The following is a 19,500-nucleotide window of genomic DNA, read 5'->3' on the forward strand; positions in this document are numbered from 1 at the left end:
AAGCGGCGCAGGAGGGCCTGACCACCCGTAGTGAGGCGATCCCGCTGTTGCGGCGTAGGGCTGAGCGTGCCGTTGTGTCGAAAGGTGGCAGACCCCGACGACCTCATTCCTCTGCTGTTCGCGCACGGCGCATCGGCGCGGAGCTGGCCGCCCGATACGGCATCACCGACGAGGGTGGCCGCCGGCCACCGTCGCACCGCGAGACGTTCGGCGCCCCGTGGTTGCCCAGCCCGGTCGTGGTGCGCTGATCCTCAGGGACAGATCAGCTCCCACAGCCGGCCCTCGCCGGCCCACAGCGCCATCTCGGTGACGGTCTCGTCCCAGTGCCGGACGGAGCCGAACTCCGAGCTCCACGCCAGGGCGGCCCGGGTGAACTCGTGCAGTCGGTGCTCGCCGGTGGTGCCGATGGCGCCGTGCACCTGGTGGGCGTTGCGTGCAACGACCGAAGCGGCGTGCCCGGCGCAGGAACGTGCCACTGCGACAAAGAACTCCAGGTGCGGGCCGGACCAGTCGGTGAGCACGGCGGTGGTCACGGCGGCCTCGGTGGCCGAGTGGGCCAGCGCCGCCTCGGCGGCGATGTCGGCGACCTGGTGCTGGACCGCCTGGAACTTCGACAGCGGCCGGCCGAACTGCCGGCGCGTCGTGGTGTGCTCGAGGCAGAGTTGCAGGGCCCGGTCCAGCGCCGCGCAGACCTGGATCGAGCGGACCAGTGCGGACTTCAGCGACAGCTGCGACAGCAGCGCAGGGGCCAGCGGCACGCCCGGCAACGACGAGGTGTCCACCACGACGGTGTCCCGCGGCTCGCCGATCATGTTGGCGCCGAGCGTGATCGAGACGGCATCGGCGTCGAGGTCGGCCAGCCGGTAGCCGCCGTCACACGGCCACACGACAACGATGCGGTCGGCGGTCGAGGCCCACGGCACGCCGGTGGCGGCGTCGTCGTCGAGCAGACAGACCGTGCGCGCAGCATCATCGCCGGTTTCGCCGGCGGCGTCGAGCAGCCAGCAGGCCAGCAGGTCGTGCTCGGCCAGCGGAATCCGAACCCCGTGGCGCGCCGCAGCGGATATCAGCTCGGCAGATTCATGCCACGTGGCGCCGCTCCCACCGGCGTACTCGGGTCCGGTGAGCCGGACCAGCCCGAGTTCGTCGAGGCGGCGCCACAGCGCCGGGTCGCGGGTGACCGGGGGCGAGGGCGGATGTGACTCGCGGTATTCGGCGAACACCGCGTCCATCATGTCGGCCAGTGCGGGGTCGATCTCGGGCGCGTTCACCGTATCCCCAATCCGCGCGCGATCACGCCGCGCAGGATCTCGTTGGTTCCGCCGCGCAGGGTGAAGCCCGGCCGCTGGTCCACCGCCGCCTCGGCGAGATCGCGGAACCGTTGTCCGGCAGTGGCATCGGCGTTCAGATGGGCGAACTCGGCGATGTCGCCCTCGGTGGTGGTGCCCAGCACCTTGACCACGGCGGCGGGCACGTCGGCGGGCTCGTGGCGCTCCAGGGCCGAGGCGATCGCCGAGGACATCTGGTGCAGTCCCGCGATCCGGGCGACCAGCCGGCCGAGCTCCGCGCTGCGGGGAATCTGCTGTGACACCATCCTTTCCGCGCAGGCGTCGAGCAACACGAACGTGGACAGGAAACGCTCGGGCCCGCTGCGCTCGAACGCCAGCTCCGAGGTGACCTGCCGCCAGCCCTGACCGATGTCGCCGAAAACCATGTCGTCGGGGACGAACACGCCGTCGAGGATCACCTCGTTGAAGTGATGTGCCCCGTTCATCGAGCGGATCGGGCGGATGTCCACACCGGGCCCGCGCAGATTCACGATGAACTGGCTCATGCCGTCGTGGCGGTGCTCGGGGTCGGGCGGGGAGGTTCGGGCCAGTGCGATGAACGCGTGGGACAGATGCGCTCCGGAGGTCCACACCTTGGTGCCGGTCAACGCCCAACCGCCGGGTACCCGCTCGGCGCGGGTGCGCACGCTGGCGAGGTCGGACCCGGAATCCGGCTCGCTCATCCCGATACCGAAGAAGCATTCGCCCCGCACGATCTTCGGCAGGAACTCCGCCTTCTGTATCTCGGTGCCGTACTTCATCAGTGAGGGCACGATCTGGCGGTCGGCGATCCAATGGGCGGCCACCGGGGCCCCCGCGGCCAGCAGTTCCTCGGTGACGACGAACCGCTCGAGGAAGGACCGGCCGTGTCCGCCGTAGCCGACCGGCACCGTCATCCCCAGCCAGCCGCGGGCGGCCAGCGCGGCGGTGAACTCCTCGTCCCACCGGGACAGCCAGGCATCGACGGCCGGGGTGAAGCTCCCCGCCGCGAGTTGCTCGGACAGGAACCTGCGGACCTCTTTGCGCAACCAGTCGGTGGACGGGTCGATGGAGGTGCGGGGGACCAATCGGGCAAGCGTCATGGCTCTTCTGACTCTCCTGCGGTCTCGTCGACGGGCTCCGGCGCCGGATCATGCGGGGGGTGCGGTGCCGATTGGTCCTCCGGTAGCCAGAGTGCGATCCCGAGAGCGAGAAAGAACGCAGCCGACAGAGCACCGCCGAGGTAGTGGTTCATCGGCCCGCCAGGGGAGATGAAGCTGCCCGGTGGGCCGATGATGGTGATCGTCTCGATGAGCTGCTCAACGGTGAACACCGCGGCACCGATACCCAGCCAGCGTGGGAAGTGACCCTCGTTGGCGGACAACAGGATCGGTACGGCGACACAGATGTTGGCGATGGTGGCCGCGGGCAGCCACATCGCGCTGATGTCATCGATGGCCCGCGCGGTGCCCACGGTGATCTGTCCGGGCCGCATGTCGGCGCCCCCGGTGAACCAGATCGCCACGCACAGCTGGGCGACCAGCAGCGCCGAGCCGATCATGAACAGATGTCCGGGCGGACCTGTCAGCCGGTCCCTGGCGAATCCGAGTACCACCACCACCGCCAGCGCCGCGAAGGCCAGCAGCAGGGCCTGGATCCGGGCCGCGGCCGGGTCGCCGCCGGCGAGGGCAGGAATCGCCAGCACCGCGCCGGCATAGAGCACCGCGAACGCCACACCTGCGATCAACGGGGCTCGACGGTTCATACGTGGTCATCGTAACCACCGCGATCCCCAATTCTGGGTTCATCCACAGGTGGCGGGGAACTGGCGGCGTAGCGGCAGGTGGCGTCGGAGCGGCGCAATAGCGTCGGCGCCATGGCCACCGAGATACCCGCTGAACGGCTGCGCCGGCGCCTGGGCGCGGCAGAATCCGAAGCCGATCCCGACGAGGGTGACGATCGTCCGGATGCGTCGCTGTCGCGGTGGCTGCCCGAACCCGCATCCGGCGGTGCCGCGGGACTGCTGGCGCGGATCCGGGCCGATCCCGGGCGCGCCGGTGTGCTGGCACTGGGCACCATCGGTGCGCTGGCGGTGCTGGTCACGGTGGTCACGCTGCTCGGAGACCGGCCGCCGGCGGTGGTGTCGGCGAAACTCCCACCGGTCGAGATGGTCTCGTCGGCGGCTCCGGAGCCGGCTGCACCGGAAGACTCGGCCCCGCTGGTCGTCAGCGTCGTCGGGCTGGTGCACACCCCGGGGCTGGTCACCCTCGAGCCTGGGGCCCGCATCGCCGACGCCCTGGCCGCGGCGGGTGGTGTTCTGGACGGGGCCGACGTGTTGGGCCTGAACATGGCGCGCAGGGTCGCCGACGGCGAGCAGATCGTGGTCGGCATCGGTGTGCCGCCCGGGCAGCCGACCGAGATGGGCAGTTCGGTGGTGTCCGGCACCGCCGCGACCCCCGGCGTGACGGCCGCCCCGTCCGCGGCGCCACGGGATCTGGTCGACCTGAACGCGGCCACCGCCGCGGAGTTGGACACCCTGCCCGGCGTCGGGCCGGTGACGGCGGCCGCGATCGTGGCATGGCGCGAGGCCAACGGTCGGTTCGCCAGCGTCGACCAACTCGGCGACGTGGACGGGATCGGCCCGGCGCGGCTGGACAAACTGCGCGACCTGGTGCGGGTCTGAACGTGCACGACGCGCGTCTGGTGCCGGCGGCATTGGCCGCCTGGGCGGTGACCGCCGCCGGGATCGTGTGGGAATCGCCCGGGGCCGCCGTGGCGGCCGTGGTGTCGGTGGTGGCCTGCTCGGTCCTGGGGCGGTGCAGCTTGGGCCGGTTCGGCGGTCATCGGGCTCTGGCCACCGGGGTGGCGGCGGTCGCGGTGGTGGCCGGCGGCTTCGCCGTCGCCATCGGCCTGCGCGCCGAGCAGGTGCGCCACCACCCGGCGACCGGGTACCTCGGCGCCTCGACATCGGTGGTGGTCTCGCCGACGGAGAGCCCTCGGGTGCTCGACGGTGGGCGGGTGATGTTCCGGGCGGTGCTGTTGCGGCTCGATGGAGCCGAATCCTTCGGCCGGGTCATCGTTTTCGCTTCGGGTTCGGACTATGTGGGGGCGGCCGCGGGGCAGCCGCTGGCGTTCCGCGCACGGGTCGCCACGCCGCGCCGGCGGGACCTGTCGGTGGCGGTGCTGACTGCCAGGGGGCCGCCACGTGCCGGAGAGCCGGCACCGGTCCAGCGGGCGGCCCAGCATGTTCGCGCCTCGTTTGCGCAGGTGTCGCGTCTCGTGCTGCCCGCCGAGCAGGCGGCGGTACTGCCCGCACTGGTGCTCGGGGACACCTCCACGGTGCCGGCGCACACCACCGCGGAGTTCCGGAGGGCGGGTCTGACCCACTTGACCGCGGTGTCGGGCGCCAACGTGACGATCGTGTGTGGTGCGGTGATGCTGACTGCGGCCCTGGTGGGGCCGCGAGCCGCGGTCGGGCTGGCCGCGGTCGCGTTGGCGGGCTTCGTGGTGGTCGTGCAACCGTCGCCCAGCGTGCTGCGGGCCGCCGCGATGGGAGCGATCGCACTGCTGGCCGTGCTGTCGCATCGCCGTCGCCAGGCGCTGCCCGCGCTGGCCGCGACCGTGTTGGGGCTCATGGTGGTCTCGCCCGAACTGGCGGTGGACGTGGGTTTCGCACTGTCGGTGGCTGCCACCGCCGCACTGGTGCTGATCGCGCCAGTGTGGTCGCGCAGGCTCCGGGACCGGGGTTGGCCGCGCCCCCTGGCCGATGCCGTCAGTGTTGCGCTGGCTGCTCAACTGGTCACCGCGCCGCTGGTGGCCGGCGTTTCCGGGTCGGTCAGCCTGGTGGGGGTGATGGCGAACCTGTTGGTGGCACCGGTGATCCCGCCGATCACCGTGATCGGAACCGCGGCTGCGGCACTGTCTGCGCTGTGGCCGGCGGGGGCCGGCTTACTGATCCGGTTCACCGGTCCCGAAGTCTGGTGGCTGCTGGCGGTCGCGCGGCATTCGGCAGCGCTTCCCGGCGCATCGGTGCCGGTGCCGTCGGGGTGGGCCGGGGTGCTCACGGTGGCCCTCGTCACGGCGGTCGGGGCGGCGGTGTGGCATTGGGCGCTGTCGTGCCGGCGTGACACCATCGTGCGGTGAGCGATGCACCGGCCGGCCTACACCTGATTCTCGGCGACGAGGAACTCCTGGTCGAACGCGCCGTGGCGGCGGTGCTGAAGGAAGCGCGTACGGCCGCCGGCACCCACGACGTCCCCGTCGATCGCCTGCGCGCCGGCGAGGTCGGCATCAGCGAGCTCGCGGAGCTGCTCAGCCCGTCACTGTTCGCCGATGAACGCGTCGTGGTGCTCGAGTCCGCAGGCGAGGCGGGCAAGGAGGCGGTCGCGCTCATCGAGTCGGCCGCCGCCGATCTGCCCGAGGGCACGCTGCTGGTGGTGGTGCATTCCGGGAGCGGCCGGGCGAAGGCGCTGGCCGACCAGCTCAAGAAGCTGGGAGCGCAGGTGCACCCGTGCCCGCGGGTCACCAAGGCCACCGAACGGGCCGACTTCGTCCGCCGTGAGTTCCGTGGCCTGAAGGTGAAGGTGAGCGACGACACCGTAACCGCGGTGCTCGATTCCGTCGGCTCCGACATCCGTGAGCTCGCCTCGGCGTGTTCGCAGCTGGTCGCCGACACCGGCGGTGCCGTCGATGCGGCCGCGGTGCACCGATACCACTCCGGTCGGGCCGAGGTGAAGGGGTTCGATATCGCCGACCGTGCCGTTATCGGCGATGTGGCGGGCGCGGCGGAGGCGCTGCGCTGGGCGATGATGGGTGGCGAACCGCACGTGGTGCTGGCCGACGCGCTGGCCGAGGCCGTGCACACGATCGCGCGGGTCGCGCCGCTGTCGGGGGACCCCTACCGGCTGGCGAGCGAGCTGGGAATGCCGCCGTGGCGCGTCCAGAAGGCGCAGAAGCAGGCTCGCCGCTGGTCGCGGGAATCGGTCGCCGAGGCGGTGCGCCTGGTGGCCGCGCTGAACGCCGACGTCAAGGGCGCAGCCGCGGATGCCGACTATGCGTTGGAAACCGCCGTCCGCAAGGTCGCGGAGCTTGTGAGCGACTGACGGCCGGAGCGCTTGTGAGTGACTGAGCGCCGGAGCGCTTGTGAGCGACTGAGCGCCGGAGAGCCCGTCAGATCTTGTTGAGGGTCTTGGCCAGCGCCGACTTGCGGTTGGCGGCCTGGTTCTTGTGGATGACACCCTTGCTGGCGGCCTTGTCCAGCTTGCGGCTGGTGGCGACCAGCAGCTCGCCGGCCTTGTCCTTGTCGCCCGCCTCGACGGCCTCACGGAAACCACGCGCCGCCGTGTGAAGCGACGACTTCACCGACTTGTTCCGCAGACGGCGGCGCTCGTTGGTACGGTTCCGCTTCTCCTGCGACTTGATGTTGGCCACGCGTGTATTCCTTCGGTAAATCTCGACTGGGTTGCTCTGAGTCTGTAGGCGCCCGCAGTGGGCAGCGACTGTTCAGGGTACCAGCGAGGTCACGAATCTCCCAAAGCGAGGCCCAGTGGCCTGCCGAAACGGCGGAAATGTTGCAGCATGGCTTCGTGCGCTCAGCACGGGGCGAGGGAGGAGCAGGAGACACTTGGCGACCGAGGCGGCACGAACGGCACGTAGCAACTCAAAACCGGCGAAACGGCACGACGGCATCTTCGGTGGTTACAACACACTCGGCAGCTACTCCAAGGCCTTCGACGAGATGTTCGACGGCCAGGGCAGCGTCCGTGGTCCCTACAAGGGCATCCATGCCGAGCTGGCTCCCTCCGATGTCGCCGACCTCGAAGCACGCTCCGACGCGCTGGGCCGAGCGTTCATCGACCAGGGCATCACCTTCTCGCTGTCCGGGCAGGAGCGGCCCTTCCCGCTCGACCTGGTGCCGCGCGTCATCTCGGCGGCCGAATGGACCCGGCTGGAGCGCGGCATCCGGCAGCGGGTGCAGGCGCTGGAGATGTATCTCGACGACATCTACGGCGAGCAGGAGATCCTGCGTGACGGGGTGATCCCGCGGAGGCTGATCACCTCCTGCGAGCACTTCCACCGCGAGGCGGTCGGGATCGTGCCGCCCAACGGTGTGCGCATCCACGTCGCCGGCATCGACCTGATCCGCGACGACCAGGGCAACTTCCGGGTGTTGGAGGACAACCTGCGCTCGCCGTCGGGGGTCTCCTATGTGATGGAGAACCGCCGCACGATGGCGCGGGTGTTCCCGAACCTGTTCGCCACCCATCGGGTGCGCGCGGTGGGCGACTACTCGTCGCACCTGCTGCGGGCGCTGCGCAACGCCGCGGCCAACAACGTCGCCGATCCGACGGTGGTGGTGCTCACCCCGGGTGTGTACAACTCGGCCTACTTCGAGCATTCGCTACTGGCCCGCCAGATGGGTGTGGAGCTGGTCGAGGGCCGCGACCTGTTCTGCCGCGACAACACCGTCTACATGCGCACCACCGAGGGTGAGCGCCAGGTCGACGTCATCTACCGCCGCATCGACGACGACTTCCTCGACCCGATGCAGTTCAAGCCGGACTCGGTGCTCGGGGTGGCCGGGATCCTCAACGCCGCGCGCGCCGGAAACGTGGTGATCTCCAGCGCGGTCGGCAACGGCGTCGGTGACGACAAGCTGGTCTACACCTACGTGCCGACCATCATCGAGTACTACCTCGGCGAGAAGCCGCTGCTGGCCAACGTCGACACGTTCCGGTGCTGGCTCGACCATGAGCGTGAGGAGGTGCTCGACCGCGTCGACGAACTGGTCATCAAGCCGGTCGAGGGATCGGGCGGCTACGGCATCGTGTTCGGTCCGGACGCCTCGGAGAAGGAACTGGCGACGATCACGAAAAAGATCATCGCCGACCCGCGCGGTTGGATCGCCCAGCCGGTCATGCAGCTGTCCACCGTGCCCACCCAGATCGGCGACGAGCTGGCGCCGCGGCACGTCGACCTGCGGCCCTTCGCGGTCAACGACGGCGACGACGTGTGGGTGCTGCCCGGCGGGTTGACCCGCGTCGCGCTGCCGGAGGGCTCGCTGGTGGTCAACTCCAGCCAGGGCGGCGGCTCGAAGGACACCTGGGTGCTGGCCTCCCGCTCCTCGGTCGCCGACCGGGAGCTGGCCGCCGCCGAGGTGGTGCGCGCACTGCCCAAGTCGGGCAAGGCCGCATCCCCGGGCAAGGGTGCAGCGTCGGGCAAGGCTTCAGCGCCGGCCAAGGCCGCATCTTCGGGCAGGGCCACATCGTCGGCCCGCAATGGCGCTGCGGCCCGCAACGGCGCCGCGGTCCGCAACGGTAAGGCCGAGAGCCCGGAGACCGGCAACCAGCAACTGCAACAGCAACATCAACAGCAACAGCAGCAGTAGGCGGAGACGACACATGTTGGCACGTAACGCGGAATCGCTGTACTGGATCGGCCGCTACGTCGAGCGCGCAGACGACACCGCCCGGATCCTCGATGTGACGGTGCACCAGCTGCTCGAGGATTCGAGCGTGGACCCGGACCAGGCCTCGCGCACCCTGCTGAAGGTGCTCGGAATCGAGCAGCCCGAGGAGGATCTCGATGTGTGGTCGTTGACCGACATCGTGGCCTTCAGCCGGGAGGCCGAGGGAGGGTGTTCGATCGTCGAGGCCATCTCGGCGGCCCGTGAGAATGCCCGCGGCGCCCGCGAGGTCACCTCCGCCGAGATCTGGGAGTGCCTGAACACCACCTACAACGCACTCGCCGAGCGTGAGCGTGCGGCCAAGCGCCTTGGGCCGCATGAGTTCCTGTCCTATGTGGAGGGTCGGGCGGCGATGTTCGCGGGCCTGGCCGACTCCACGCTCAGCCGCGACGACGGTTACCGGTTCATGGTGCTCGGCCGCGCACTGGAACGGGTGGACATGACGGTGCGGTTGGTGCTCTCCCGGGTCGGGGACAGTGCGTCCTCCCCGGCGTGGGTCACGCTGCTGCGTTGCGCCGGCGCGCACGACACCTATCTGCGCACCTACCGCGGGGTGCTCGACGCCGGCCGCGTGGTCGAATTCATGTTGCTGGACCGGCTTTTCCCGCGGTCGATCTATTACTCGCTCAAACTCGCCGAGCACAGCCTCGACGAGCTGATGAACCGCCCGCACGGTCGGCTCGGCGCGACCGCGGAGGCGCAGCGGTTGCTGGGCCGGGCCCGCAGCGAGCTGGAGTTCCTGCAACCCGGCGTGTTGCTCGAGTCGTTGGAACACCGGCTGGCCAGCCTGCAGAAGACCTGCTTCGACGTCGGAGAGGCGTTGGCCCTGCAATACTTCCACTCCGCACCGTGGGTGGCCTGGACCGATGCCGGCCGCAATGCGCTGGTCATCGAAGAAGGAGAGATCTAGATGTGGCGGATGCGCGTGGTGCATGCGACGGGCTACGCGTACAAGTCGCCCGTGACGGCCTCGTTCAACGAGGCTCGTCTGACGCCGCGGTCGGACAACCGGCAGAACATCATCCTCAACCGCGTCGAAACCGTGCCCGCCACAAGGTCTTACCGCTACGTCGACTACTGGGGTACCGCGGTGACGTCGTTCGACCTGCATGCGCCGCACACCGAGCTGGAGGTGACGGCGTCCTCGGTGGTGGAGACCGATCGCCCGGAACCCCCGAAGAAGAAGCTCGGCTGGGCCGACCTGGCCGGTGAGGCGGTCCGGGACCGCTACGACGAGGTGCTGTCGCCGACGCACTACGTGCCCTCGAGCAAGCGCATCGAGCGGGTGGGCCGGCGCATCGCGAAGTACCACGACCCGAGCGAGGCCGTCATCGAGGCGGTGCGCTGGGTGCAGGCCGAGCTCAACTATGTGCCGGGCACCACCGGTGTGCACACCTCGGGTGTCGATGCGCTGCGCGAGGGCAAGGGGGTATGCCAGGACTTCGCGCACCTGACGCTGATGTTGTTGCGCGGCATGGGTATTCCGTCCCGGTACGTCTCGGGCTATCTGCACCCCAAGCGCAACGCCAAGGTCGGTGACACCGTCGACGGCCAGAGTCATGCGTGGATCCAGGCGTGGACCGGGGAGTGGTGGAACTACGACCCGACCAATGACACCGAGATCAACGAGCAGTACATCAGCGTCGGCGTCGGCCGCGACTACGCGGACGTCACGCCGCTGAAGGGCATCTACTCCGGCGAGGGGTCGACGGACCTGGACGTGGTCGTCGAGATCACCCGGTTGGCCTAGCGCACACGCCCGGGTGCACCTCGACCCGGTGCAGGTCGTCCCCGATCTCGATCTGCCGGTCGAACGCGGTGGCGGCCAGCGCGCGCCAGTCGTCCTCCTGGCCGGGCTGGATCGGCGGCACATAGTGGGTCAGGATCAGGATGCCCACACCGGCCCGGGTCGCGGTCTGCGCGGCCTGCTGCACCGTCGAGTGGTAGTCGCAGATGTCGCGGATGCGCTGCATCGGCATCGCATCGACCAGGTCCTTGCGGATCACGGTGTGCACCAACGCCCCCGCGCCGGCGGCCAGTTCGTCGAGGCCCGGACACGGGACGGTGTCACCGGCCAGCACCACCGATGCGCCGCTGTGCTCGATGCGGAACCCGATGGTCGGCGTCACCGGCCGGTGGTCGGTCGGGCCTACCCGGATGGCCACCCCGTCGCGGCCCCAGACCACGCCGTCGGTGACCTCCTCGACCTCCACGGGTGGCGGGGTGGTCAGGTCGGCGTGGTGGGCGATGCGGTAACCGATGTCCGGACCGAAGGCCTTGAGCGTGTTCTCGACCACCTCGGCGGTGCCCGGCGGCCCGATGATCGGAAGCGGCGCCAGGTCGGGTGCGAAGTTGGAGACCCACCGGCTGATGAGCACGTCGCCCAGGTCGGCGATGTGGTCACTGTGCAGATGGGTCAGCAGGAGCGCGGTGATCGAGTTCGGCGCGACGCCCAGTGCCGCGGTACGCATCAGCACCCCCCGGCCGCAGTCGACGAGGAAGGTCTGCCCCCCGGCGCGTACGAGCGTGGACGGGCCCGCGCGACGGGCGTCGGGGATCGGACTGCCGGTGCCCAGCAGGGTGACTTCGATCATGGCTCTCACCTAACCCTGCGCCCGATCAGACCGGCAGCGCAAAACGCCGAACGCGCGCTGACATATTGCTTAGCCTGGAGTGTGCGGTCAGTGACGACGGGTTGGAGAGGACCATGCGGATATCCGACGTGTTGCGGAGCAAGGGCGCCACGGTGGCGACCATCACCCCGGAGACCTCGGTCGCCGGGCTGCTGACCGAGCTGACGATGAACAACATCGGCGCGATGGTGGTGATCTCGCCGGATGGGTTGCAGGGCATCGTGTCCGAGCGCGATGTGGTGCGCAAGCTGCACGAGCTGGGCGCCGAACTGTTGCGCCGTCCGGTCTCGGAGATCATGACGACGCTGGTCGCGACCTGCACCCCGGACGACTCGGTGGACAGTCTCAGCGCGCTGATGACCCGCAACCGGGTCCGGCACGTGCCGGTGGTGGTGGAGGGTCGGCTGGCCGGCATCGTCAGCATCGGTGACGTGGTGAAGACCCGGATGGAGGAGCTCGAGCGCGAACAGCAGCAGCTCCAGGCCTACATCACCCAGGGCTGACCGGGTGGCGGGCGACATCGCCGTCCGGTTCGCGCAGCGCCCGGACGTGCGGGGGCTGTCGCGCGTGCTCGGTCGCGCCTTCTTCGACGACCCGGTGATGATGTGGATTCTGCCCGACGACGCGCGCCGGGCCAGCACGTTGCCCCGGGTCTTCTCGACGATGGTGCGCCACCACTTTCTGGTCGGCGGGGGCGTCGAGATCGCCGGCGAGGTGGGTGCGGCGGCCCTGTGGGACCCGCCCGGCCGGTGGAGGCAGTCGCAGGCCGAGCAGCTGCGGATGATGCCGCCGTTCCTGCTCGCGCTGGGCCACCGCGTCGGTCGGGGGCTGACGGTTTCGGAGCTGATGAAGCGGCATCACCCCGAGGAGCCGCACTGGTATCTGGCCGTCATCGGCAGCGACCCCGACGTGCGGGGGGCGGGTTACGGCCGTGCGTTGATGGAGTCGCGGCTGCAGCGCTGTGACGCCGAGGGTGCGCCCAGCTATCTGGAATCCACCAAGGAGTCCAATGTGGGTTACTACCTGCGTTTCGGGTTCGAGGTGACTGGTGAGATCACCATCCCCGACGGTGGACCGACCATGTGGCAGATGTGGCGGCGGCCGGGCTGACGGGTCAGCTCCACGAGTACTCGGCGCGCAGCCGGGCCGCCACCACGTCGAACATGTCCCGGTCCAGGATCGCGCCCTCGCGGCGGATGCCCTCCTCGGGCACGTCGAGCACCCGGTCCAGGCGCACCCAGCTGGCCCGGCCCTCGTAGTCCCAGCTGCCGGTCCCGATGCCGATCCAGTCCGGGTCGTGGCGGTGATGGTCCTGGCTGGACAGCATCAGCCCCAGCAGCGTGCTGCTGTCGCGGCCGACGACCAGCACCGGCCGGTCCTTGCCGCGGTTCGGATCGTCCTCGTAGACCACCCAGGTCCAGACGATCTCGCCCGGATCGGCCCGGCCGTCCAGGTCGGGGGCGTAGCTGACCCGGCGGGCCCGGTGCGCGGTCGGGACGAAGTTGCTCGACACGGGACGCCCCGCGGGCAGCGCCAGCGGGGGACCGGCCGGGGATCCGGCCAGCACGTCGAGACCGATCCGGATGCCCTGCTGGAGCAGTTTCGGGGCCTCGTTGAACACCAGGTTCTCGGTGTTCTTCAGCAGGAAGCGCTGGAACGACTTCAAATTCCATGACGACGACGCCATACCGGCCAAGCATAGGCGCTCGGCGGCGGGCTCGATTGTGTCGCAGCGGCCCCGGCTCGATACTCTTGAAGAGCCCGTCACCGCCCTTTCGATGCCGACGGCCCCCGCTCACCAGGAGATTCCCATCAGCAGTTTCGCCGACAAGACCTTCACACCGCCGGCGCAGATTCGGAACTTCTGCATCATCGCCCACATCGACCACGGAAAGTCCACGCTGGCCGACCGGATGCTGCAGCTCACCGGTGTGGTCGACGAGCGGTCGATGCGCGCCCAGTACCTCGACCGGATGGACATCGAGCGCGAACGCGGGATCACCATCAAGGCGCAGAACGTGCGGCTGCCCTGGCGCGTCACGGGCGCGTCGCCGCAGGACGCGACACAGGACTACGTGCTGCACCTGATCGACACCCCCGGTCACGTGGACTTCACCTACGAGGTGTCCCGCGCGCTGGAGGCCTGCGAGGGTGCGGTTTTGCTGGTCGACGCGGCCCAGGGCATCGAGGCCCAGACGCTGGCCAACCTGTACCTGGCGCTGGACCGCGACCTGACGATCATCCCAGTGCTCAACAAGATCGACCTGCCGGCCGCCGACCCGGACCGCTACGCCGGTGAGATCGCCCACATCATCGGGTGCGAGCCGTCCGACGTGCTGCGGGTGTCCGGCAAGACCGGGGAGGGCGTCGCCGAACTGCTCGACGAGGTGGTGCGTCAGGTACCGCCGCCCACCGGCGACGCCGACGCCCCGGCCCGCGCGATGATCTTCGACTCGGTCTACGACACCTACCGCGGCGTGGTCACCTACATCCGGGTGGTCGACGGCCGGATCGTGCCGCGCGAGCGGATCAAGATGATGTCCACCGGCGCCACCCACGAGCTGCTCGAGGTCGGCATCGTCTCGCCGGAACCCAAGGCATCCGACGGGCTCGGTGTCGGCGAGGTGGGCTACCTGATCACCGGCGTGAAGGACGTCCGCCAGTCCAAGGTCGGTGACACGGTCACCACCGCGCGCCACGGCGCCACCGACCCGCTGACCGGCTACCGGGAGCCCAAGCCGATGGTGTACTCGGGGCTGTACCCGGTGGACGGGTCCGACTACCCAGACCTGCGCGACGCCCTGGACAAACTGCAGCTCAACGATGCCGCGCTGACCTACGAGCCGGAGACGTCGGTCGCGCTCGGCTTCGGCTTCCGGTGCGGCTTCCTGGGTCTGCTGCACATGGAGATCACCCGGGAGCGCCTGGAACGCGAGTTCGACCTCGACCTGATCTCGACGTCGCCGAACGTCGTCTACCGCGTGGTCGTGGAAGGCGCAGCCGATGGCTCGGATCTCATCGTCACCAACCCGTCGGACTGGCCCGAGGGCAAGGTGCGCACCGTGTTCGAGCCGGTGGTGAAGACGACGATCATCGCGCCGAGCGAGTTCATCGGCACCATCATGGAGCTCTGCCAGTCCCGGCGCGGGGAGCTGGGCGGCATGGACTACCTGTCGCCCGAGCGCGTCGAGCTGCGCTACACGATGCCGCTGGGCGAGATCATCTTCGACTTCTTCGACTCGCTGAAGTCGCGCACCCGCGGCTACGCCAGCTTGGACTACGAGGAGGCCGGCGAGCAGGAGGCCCAGCTGGTCAAGGTCGACATCCTGCTGCAGGGCGAGGCCGTCGACGCGTTCAGCGCGATCGTCCACAAGGACTCGGCGGCGGCCTACGGCAACAAGATGACCACCAAGCTCAAGGAGCTCATCCCGCGCCAGCAGTTCGAGGTCCCGGTGCAGGCGGCGATCGGTTCGAAGATCATCGCCCGCGAGAACATCCGTGCCATCCGCAAGGACGTGCTGTCCAAGTGCTACGGCGGTGACATCACCCGCAAGCGCAAGCTGCTGGAGAAGCAGAAGGAGGGCAAGAAGCGGATGAAGACGATCGGCCGGGTCGACGTTCCGCAGGAGGCCTTCGTCGCCGCGCTGTCGACCGAGTCCGCTGCCGATAAGCCCAAGAAGTGAGCGCGCCCGCTACGCGTCGTCGACAATGAGACGGGTGGGGGTCCTGATACGGGGGAAACGGGTGGGTGCGGCGCTGGCCGTAACCACCCTGTCGGTGTGGCTGGCCGGATGCACGGCCACCGTCGACGGCACCGCGGTGCGGCCCAGCGGTGCTGCGCAGCCGAACCTGTCCCCGCTGGAGGAGGACGATCTCGAGGACATCCTGCTCAGCGCCGCCGAGCTCAACGAGCTGCTGGGCAGCGAGGACATCGAGATCGACGACGAGCTGGACGACATGACCGACGACGCCGACGACGTCTCCGACCCGGAGTGCGTCGGTGCGATCTTCAGCGCGGAGGAACCGGTGTACTCCGACACCGGCTACACCGCGGTGGCGACCCGGCTGGCCAGCGAGCCCGGCGACGACTACGACCACTGGGTGGAGGAGACGGTGGTGCTGCTGCCCTCCGCCGACGATGCCGAGGCGTTCCTCGAGAGATCGGCCCGGGAGTGGGACAGGTGCGCCGGCCGAACCTTGTCGCTGTCCGACGGGGCGGACTGGTTCGACTGGGAGCTGCACGAGGTGGTCCGCGACGGCGGCATCATCAGCCAGATGGCGACGATGGCCGACTCCGACGGCTGGGAGTGCCAGCATGCGCTGGGCGCGGCGTCCACCGCCGTCATCGAGGGTTTCGTCTGCAGCTACCGGATCCGGGACCAGGGCGTCGAGCTGGTCGCGGAGATGATCGGCAACGCCGAAGAACGTTAGGAATCGGTGCCGGCCGGCCACCAAAACTGCGCGATCGCGCGCACCGCCGTGCGCAACGTGCTAACCAGGTGTGACGCAAGTGGCACGGCCGACAGGAGGGACGCGTGGCGATGAAGCGGGCGGTGGCGTCGGCCGCCGGTGTCTGCGCCGTGCTGGCGGGGTGCGCGGGCGCACCCGGCGTTCCCGCCGACAACCGCCCGGTCGTGCGCATCGAGCCGGCCGCCCGGCCCGCGGTGGCGATCCCGCTGACCCCGTTCCTGCCCGACGCGCCGGAGCTCGCGCAAACCCTGGCCACCGGCCCGGACGGCATGCTGGGTCCGGCGGTCGAGGGTGGCGCGGAGGTGCTGCTGCGCAGCGTCGGCGACGGCCAGGCCACCCCCGCCGACTGCGTCAGCGCCGCCTACCGGCTGCAACAGGCCGTCTACGGGGCCCGCCCGGTGTTGGCGGTGGCCAGCAACTCCTGGGCGGGCGGCGGGTTCGACGCCGCACCGGTGTCGGGGTTCTTCGGCATCGTCCAGATGGCCAGTGCCGGCGAAGCCCGGGATTTCTTCGCGACGATCTCCGAGCAGTGGCGGCGGTGCAACGGGCAGACCGTCGCCCTGCAGCATCCCGATCCGGGCGCCGGTGAGCTGAGCCGGATCACCGGCGTGGACTTCGGCGACCGGGTGGTTTCCGCCGACGTGCTGCACGTGTCGGCCGGCACCGGGGCGCCCACCGCGATGCGCGCCCTGGGCGTGGCCGGGGACTGCATCGTCGACGTCGAGCTCATCGACCCGCGCACGCGGGGCGACACCCGCGGGGCGGTACAGGTCGCCTCGCTGCTGCTCGACAAGATCGATTCGGGCCGCTGACGCCACATCGATCTTCCGGCGTGGGCGACAATGGTCTGATGACGAGCGTCCCGATCGGCCGGCTGTGCGCACTCGGAACAGCCGTCGCCGCGTCGGCGCTGCTCGCGGGCTGTGTCAGCACCGTCGACGGAACCGCGGTCAGCCCGCAGGGTGCCGGACCGCTGGACGTGCCCCTGCTCGACGAATCCGACCTGGATCGGGCGATGCTGCGCATCGGTGAGCTCAACGCCATCATGGGGTCCACCCAGATGAAGGTCACCAGCGAGTTCGATGAGATGACCGACCACTCCGACGAGGTCTCCGATCCCGACTGCCTGGGCGCGGTCTACGGCGCCGAGGAACCGGTCTACGAGGGCACCGACTGGATCGCGGTGCGCGATCAGGTGGTGCGCGAGCCCAACGACGACAACGACCACTGGGTCGAGCAGACGGTCGTGCTGTATCCGGGGCCGCAGAACGCCCAGGACTTCTTCGACGACTCCGCGATCACCTGGCAGAACTGCGCCGACAACGCGATCGGTGTGGGCGACGGCGACTATTCCTGGGACCTCGACCAGGTCGAGGCCCGCGACACGCTGATCACCCAGATGAGCACCCAGGAGGGTGCCGACGGCTGGGCGTGTCAGCACGCGCTGTCACTGGTCGCCAACGTGACGGCGGAGGCCTGGGCGTGCGGATACAGCATCGGCGACGAAGCCGCCGAGATCGTCACCGCGATGATCGAGAACGTCGCCGGGTAGGACCAGCGGTCCCGGGCATCGCCACCCGGGACGGTCCGCCCGTCACATCGGCGCGTTGGCGGGCTGGAACACCCCGGAGCTGTCGGCTTCCTCCTCGGCGCGGATGACGTGCACGACGGCGTTGATCAACGCCAGGTGGGTGAACGCCTGCGGAAAGTTGCCCAGGTGCCGGCCGGTGCGCGGCTCGATCTCCTCGGCGTAGAGGTGCAGCGGGCTGGCGAACGACAGCAACCGCTCGCACAGGTGCCGGGCCCGGGAGATCTCGCCGATCTCGACCAGCGCCGACACCAGCCAGAACGAGCAGATGGTGAACGTGCCCTCCTCGCCGGAGAGCCCGTCGTCGGTCTCCTCGACGCGGTAGCGCAGCACCAGCCCGTCATCGGTGAGTTCGTCGGCGATGGCCAGCACCGTGGCGCGGATGCGCGCGTCGTCGGAGGGTAGGAAGCGGGTCAGCACGGCCAACAGCAGTGACGCGTCGAGCGCATCGCTGCCGTAGCGTTGGGTCAGCACGCCGCGGGCGTCCACACCGTTGGCGAGGATGTCGGCCTTGATCTCATCGGCGATCGCCCGCCACTGCTGGGCGTAGGACTTCTCGCCCTCCAGTTCGGCCAGTTTCGAGCCGCGGTCCAGCGCCACCCAGCACATGATCTTGCTGGAGGTGAAGTGCTGGGGTTCGCCGCGGACCTCCCAGATGCCGCGGTCGGGCTCGCGCCAGTGCTTGATCGCCTCCTCGACCTGGTTCTTCAGCACCGGCCACAGGGTTTCCGGGATCTGCTCTCGCGACTTGGTGTGCAGATACACCGAATCCAGCATGGTGCCCCAGATGTCGTGCTGCATCTGGTTGTACGCGCCGTTGCCGATCCGCACAGGGCGGGCGTGGTCGTAACCGGAGAGGTGGTTGAGCTCCTCCTCGACCAGGCTACGTTCACCGCCGACCCCGTACATCACCTGCAGCGGATGGCGTTCGCCGTTGTTGGCGCCGGACACGTCGGCGATGAACGCGAAGAAGTCGTCGGCCTCGCGGTCCAGGCCCAGTGTGTAGAGGCCCCACAGCGCGAACGTGGAGTCGCGCACCCACGCATAGCGGTAGTCCCAGTTACGTTCGCCGTGCGGGGTTTCCGGCAGCGACGTGGTGGGCGCGGCCAGCAGCGCGCCGGTCGGGGAGTAGGTCAGGCCCTTCAGGGTCAGCGCGCTGCGTTGCAGATAGGACCGCCACGGGTGGTCGGGGAAGTCGCCGACGTTGATCCACTGGCGCCAGCACTCGCTGGTCTTCCACATCTTGTCGGCGGCCTCTTCGTAGGTCTGCGGCGCCGGGTGCTTGGACCAGCTCAACGCGACGAACACGTTGTCGCCCTCGGTCAGCCGGGTGCGGGCGCGTGCCTCACGGCCCTCCAGCCCGATCCGCAGATTGGTCGTAAGCCGCAGTGTCGGTTGTGAGTCGGGGTTCTTGGTGGCCCGTGCGATGGCCTCGCCGTAGGCCTGGGCCGAGTACTCCCAGGTGGCGCTCGTGCGGTGGTAGTCGAACGACGGCTCGCAATTCATCACCAGCTCGACGGTCCCGCTGACGCAGCGCACGGTGCGCAGCAGGATGTGCTCGGCGTCCCAGTCCATCGGGGTGCGCCGGTGGGTCCGTGACCGGGTCTCCAGGTCGTGCCACGGGCCCATCACCAGGGCGTCGCGCACGATGACCCACCCGGTGTGGGTCTGCCACGTGGTCTCCAGGATGAGGCTGCCCGGCAGATAGCGGCGCGCCGCGGGCACCGACACGCCGTACGGGCCGAGCCGGAAATGCCCCGCGCCGCGGTCCAGGATCGCGCCGAACACGCTCGGGGAGTCGGGCCGGGGCACGCACAACCACTCCACCGAACCCGCCGACGAAACCAGGCAGGTCGTTTCGCAGTCCGACAGGAACGCATAATCGGCGATGGGCGGGAACGGATTACGCAGCGTCGCGGCGCTGCTGGACGGCTCCGACGAGTGCAGGGCGAAGGCGGATTCGCCGCTGGGCACCGCGACCCCGGTTGCCTCGGTGTGCTGAACGACCATTTGCTCATCATCGACCGCCGGGCCACC

Annotated in this window: 19 protein-coding genes and 1 pseudogene; 13 read left to right on the top strand and 7 right to left on the bottom strand. The window is 69.6% G+C overall.

The window, feature by feature from the left end; genetic code table 11:
* Nucleotides 1-131: 131 nt before the first annotated feature.
* Nucleotides 132-248, top strand: a pseudogene (locus JDV09_RS05005) (short-chain dehydrogenase); the annotation flags it as partial.
* 3 nt (nt 249-251) lie between these two features.
* Here JDV09_RS05005 and JDV09_RS05010 read toward each other — a convergent pair.
* The 3 genes from JDV09_RS05010 to JDV09_RS05020 are packed head-to-tail and all read right to left on the bottom strand — an operon-like array spanning nt 252 to nt 3,072.
* A complete protein-coding gene (locus tag JDV09_RS05010) occupies nt 252-1,235 on the bottom strand; it encodes an acyl-CoA dehydrogenase family protein (RefSeq protein ID WP_221368225.1) in 984 nt (327 codons plus the stop codon).
* 32 nt (nt 1,236-1,267) lie between these two features.
* Nucleotides 1,268-2,410 (bottom strand): acyl-CoA dehydrogenase family protein, encoded by a 1,143-nt coding sequence (locus JDV09_RS05015; RefSeq protein ID WP_221368007.1) that lies wholly within the window; start codon nt 2,408-2,410, stop codon nt 1,268-1,270.
* Nucleotides 2,407-3,072, bottom strand: a complete 666-nt coding sequence (locus tag JDV09_RS05020) for a hypothetical protein (protein ID WP_221368008.1) — start codon at nt 3,070-3,072, stop codon at nt 2,407-2,409. Before JDV09_RS05020 ends, JDV09_RS05015 begins: the two co-directional genes overlap by 4 nt.
* A gap of 111 nt (nt 3,073-3,183) precedes the next feature.
* On the opposite strand from JDV09_RS05020, the gene JDV09_RS05025 reads away from it, so the two are divergent.
* From JDV09_RS05025 to holA, 3 genes are read left to right on the top strand one after another with little or no spacing between them, the layout of a single operon-like run.
* Complete coding sequence (locus tag JDV09_RS05025) at nt 3,184-3,990, top strand: ComEA family DNA-binding protein (RefSeq protein WP_221368009.1); 807 nt, start codon at nt 3,184-3,186, stop codon at nt 3,988-3,990.
* Nucleotides 3,885-5,450, top strand: a complete 1,566-nt coding sequence (locus JDV09_RS05030) for a ComEC/Rec2 family competence protein (protein ID WP_221368010.1) — start codon at nt 3,885-3,887, stop codon at nt 5,448-5,450. Before JDV09_RS05025 ends, JDV09_RS05030 begins: the two co-directional genes overlap by 106 nt.
* Nucleotides 5,447-6,409, top strand: a complete 963-nt coding sequence (gene holA / locus JDV09_RS05035) for a DNA polymerase III subunit delta (RefSeq protein WP_221368011.1) — start codon at nt 5,447-5,449, stop codon at nt 6,407-6,409. Before JDV09_RS05030 ends, holA begins: the two co-directional genes overlap by 4 nt.
* A gap of 67 nt (nt 6,410-6,476) precedes the next feature.
* On the opposite strand, the gene rpsT is transcribed toward holA, so the two are convergent.
* Complete coding sequence (gene rpsT, locus JDV09_RS05040) at nt 6,477-6,737, bottom strand: 30S ribosomal protein S20 (RefSeq protein ID WP_221368012.1); 261 nt, start codon at nt 6,735-6,737, stop codon at nt 6,477-6,479.
* 193 nt (nt 6,738-6,930) lie between these two features.
* On the opposite strand from rpsT, the gene JDV09_RS05045 reads away from it, so the two are divergent.
* The 3 genes from JDV09_RS05045 to JDV09_RS05055 are packed head-to-tail and all read left to right on the top strand — an operon-like array spanning nt 6,931 to nt 10,522.
* The gene (locus JDV09_RS05045) at nt 6,931-8,694 is read left to right on the top strand and encodes a circularly permuted type 2 ATP-grasp protein (protein WP_255604845.1); all 1,764 of its coding nucleotides are present in this window, start codon (nt 6,931-6,933) and stop codon (nt 8,692-8,694) included.
* A gap of 13 nt (nt 8,695-8,707) precedes the next feature.
* On the top strand, nt 8,708-9,682 hold the full coding sequence (locus JDV09_RS05050; RefSeq protein WP_221368013.1) for an alpha-E domain-containing protein: 975 nt from the start codon (nt 8,708-8,710) through the stop codon (nt 9,680-9,682).
* Nucleotides 9,683-10,522: a transglutaminase family protein gene (locus JDV09_RS05055; protein WP_221368014.1), complete on the top strand. Its 840-nt coding sequence runs from the start codon at nt 9,683-9,685 to the stop codon at nt 10,520-10,522.
* On the opposite strand, the gene JDV09_RS05060 is transcribed toward JDV09_RS05055, so the two are convergent.
* Entirely contained in the window at nt 10,506-11,366 is an 861-nt protein-coding gene (locus JDV09_RS05060) for a ribonuclease Z (RefSeq protein ID WP_221368015.1), read from the bottom strand. The genes JDV09_RS05055 and JDV09_RS05060 overlap by 17 nt on opposite strands.
* A 113-nt stretch (nt 11,367-11,479) precedes the next feature.
* Between JDV09_RS05060 and JDV09_RS05065 the strand changes: the two genes are divergently transcribed.
* Together JDV09_RS05065 and JDV09_RS05070 are read left to right on the top strand one after the other, a co-directional pair.
* Nucleotides 11,480-11,908, top strand: coding sequence for a CBS domain-containing protein (locus JDV09_RS05065; RefSeq protein ID WP_221368016.1), 429 nt, complete (start codon nt 11,480-11,482; stop codon nt 11,906-11,908).
* Nucleotides 11,909-11,912: 4 nt separating this feature from the next.
* Entirely contained in the window at nt 11,913-12,515 is a 603-nt protein-coding gene (locus JDV09_RS05070) for a GNAT family N-acetyltransferase (protein ID WP_308124008.1), read from the top strand.
* 4 nt (nt 12,516-12,519) lie between these two features.
* Here the strand turns inward: JDV09_RS05070 and JDV09_RS05075 are convergent, their stop codons facing one another.
* The gene (locus tag JDV09_RS05075; protein ID WP_221368017.1) at nt 12,520-13,092 is read right to left on the bottom strand and encodes a type II toxin-antitoxin system PemK/MazF family toxin; all 573 of its coding nucleotides are present in this window, start codon (nt 13,090-13,092) and stop codon (nt 12,520-12,522) included.
* Between the two features lie 91 nt (nt 13,093-13,183).
* Between JDV09_RS05075 and lepA the strand changes: the two genes are divergently transcribed.
* From lepA to JDV09_RS05095, 4 genes are all read left to right on the top strand, one after another.
* Nucleotides 13,184-15,088: a translation elongation factor 4 gene (gene lepA, locus JDV09_RS05080; RefSeq protein WP_255604846.1), complete on the top strand. Its 1,905-nt coding sequence runs from the start codon at nt 13,184-13,186 to the stop codon at nt 15,086-15,088.
* Between the two features lie 34 nt (nt 15,089-15,122).
* Nucleotides 15,123-15,836, top strand: a complete 714-nt coding sequence (locus JDV09_RS05085; RefSeq protein WP_308124009.1) for a sensor domain-containing protein — start codon at nt 15,123-15,125, stop codon at nt 15,834-15,836.
* Nucleotides 15,837-15,946: 110 nt separating this feature from the next.
* Entirely contained in the window at nt 15,947-16,687 is a 741-nt protein-coding gene (locus JDV09_RS05090) for a sensor domain-containing protein (RefSeq protein WP_221368228.1), read from the top strand.
* 38 nt (nt 16,688-16,725) lie between these two features.
* Nucleotides 16,726-17,427, top strand: coding sequence for a sensor domain-containing protein (locus tag JDV09_RS05095; protein ID WP_221368019.1), 702 nt, complete (start codon nt 16,726-16,728; stop codon nt 17,425-17,427).
* Between the two features lie 42 nt (nt 17,428-17,469).
* On the opposite strand, the gene JDV09_RS05100 is transcribed toward JDV09_RS05095, so the two are convergent.
* Entirely contained in the window at nt 17,470-19,473 is a 2,004-nt protein-coding gene (locus JDV09_RS05100; RefSeq protein ID WP_221368020.1) for a glycoside hydrolase family 15 protein, read from the bottom strand.
* Nucleotides 19,474-19,500 lie beyond the last annotated feature (27 nt).

Source organism: Mycolicibacterium xanthum, from assembly GCF_019710635.1.
Classification (GTDB): domain Bacteria; phylum Actinomycetota; class Actinomycetes; order Mycobacteriales; family Mycobacteriaceae; genus Mycobacterium; species Mycobacterium xanthum.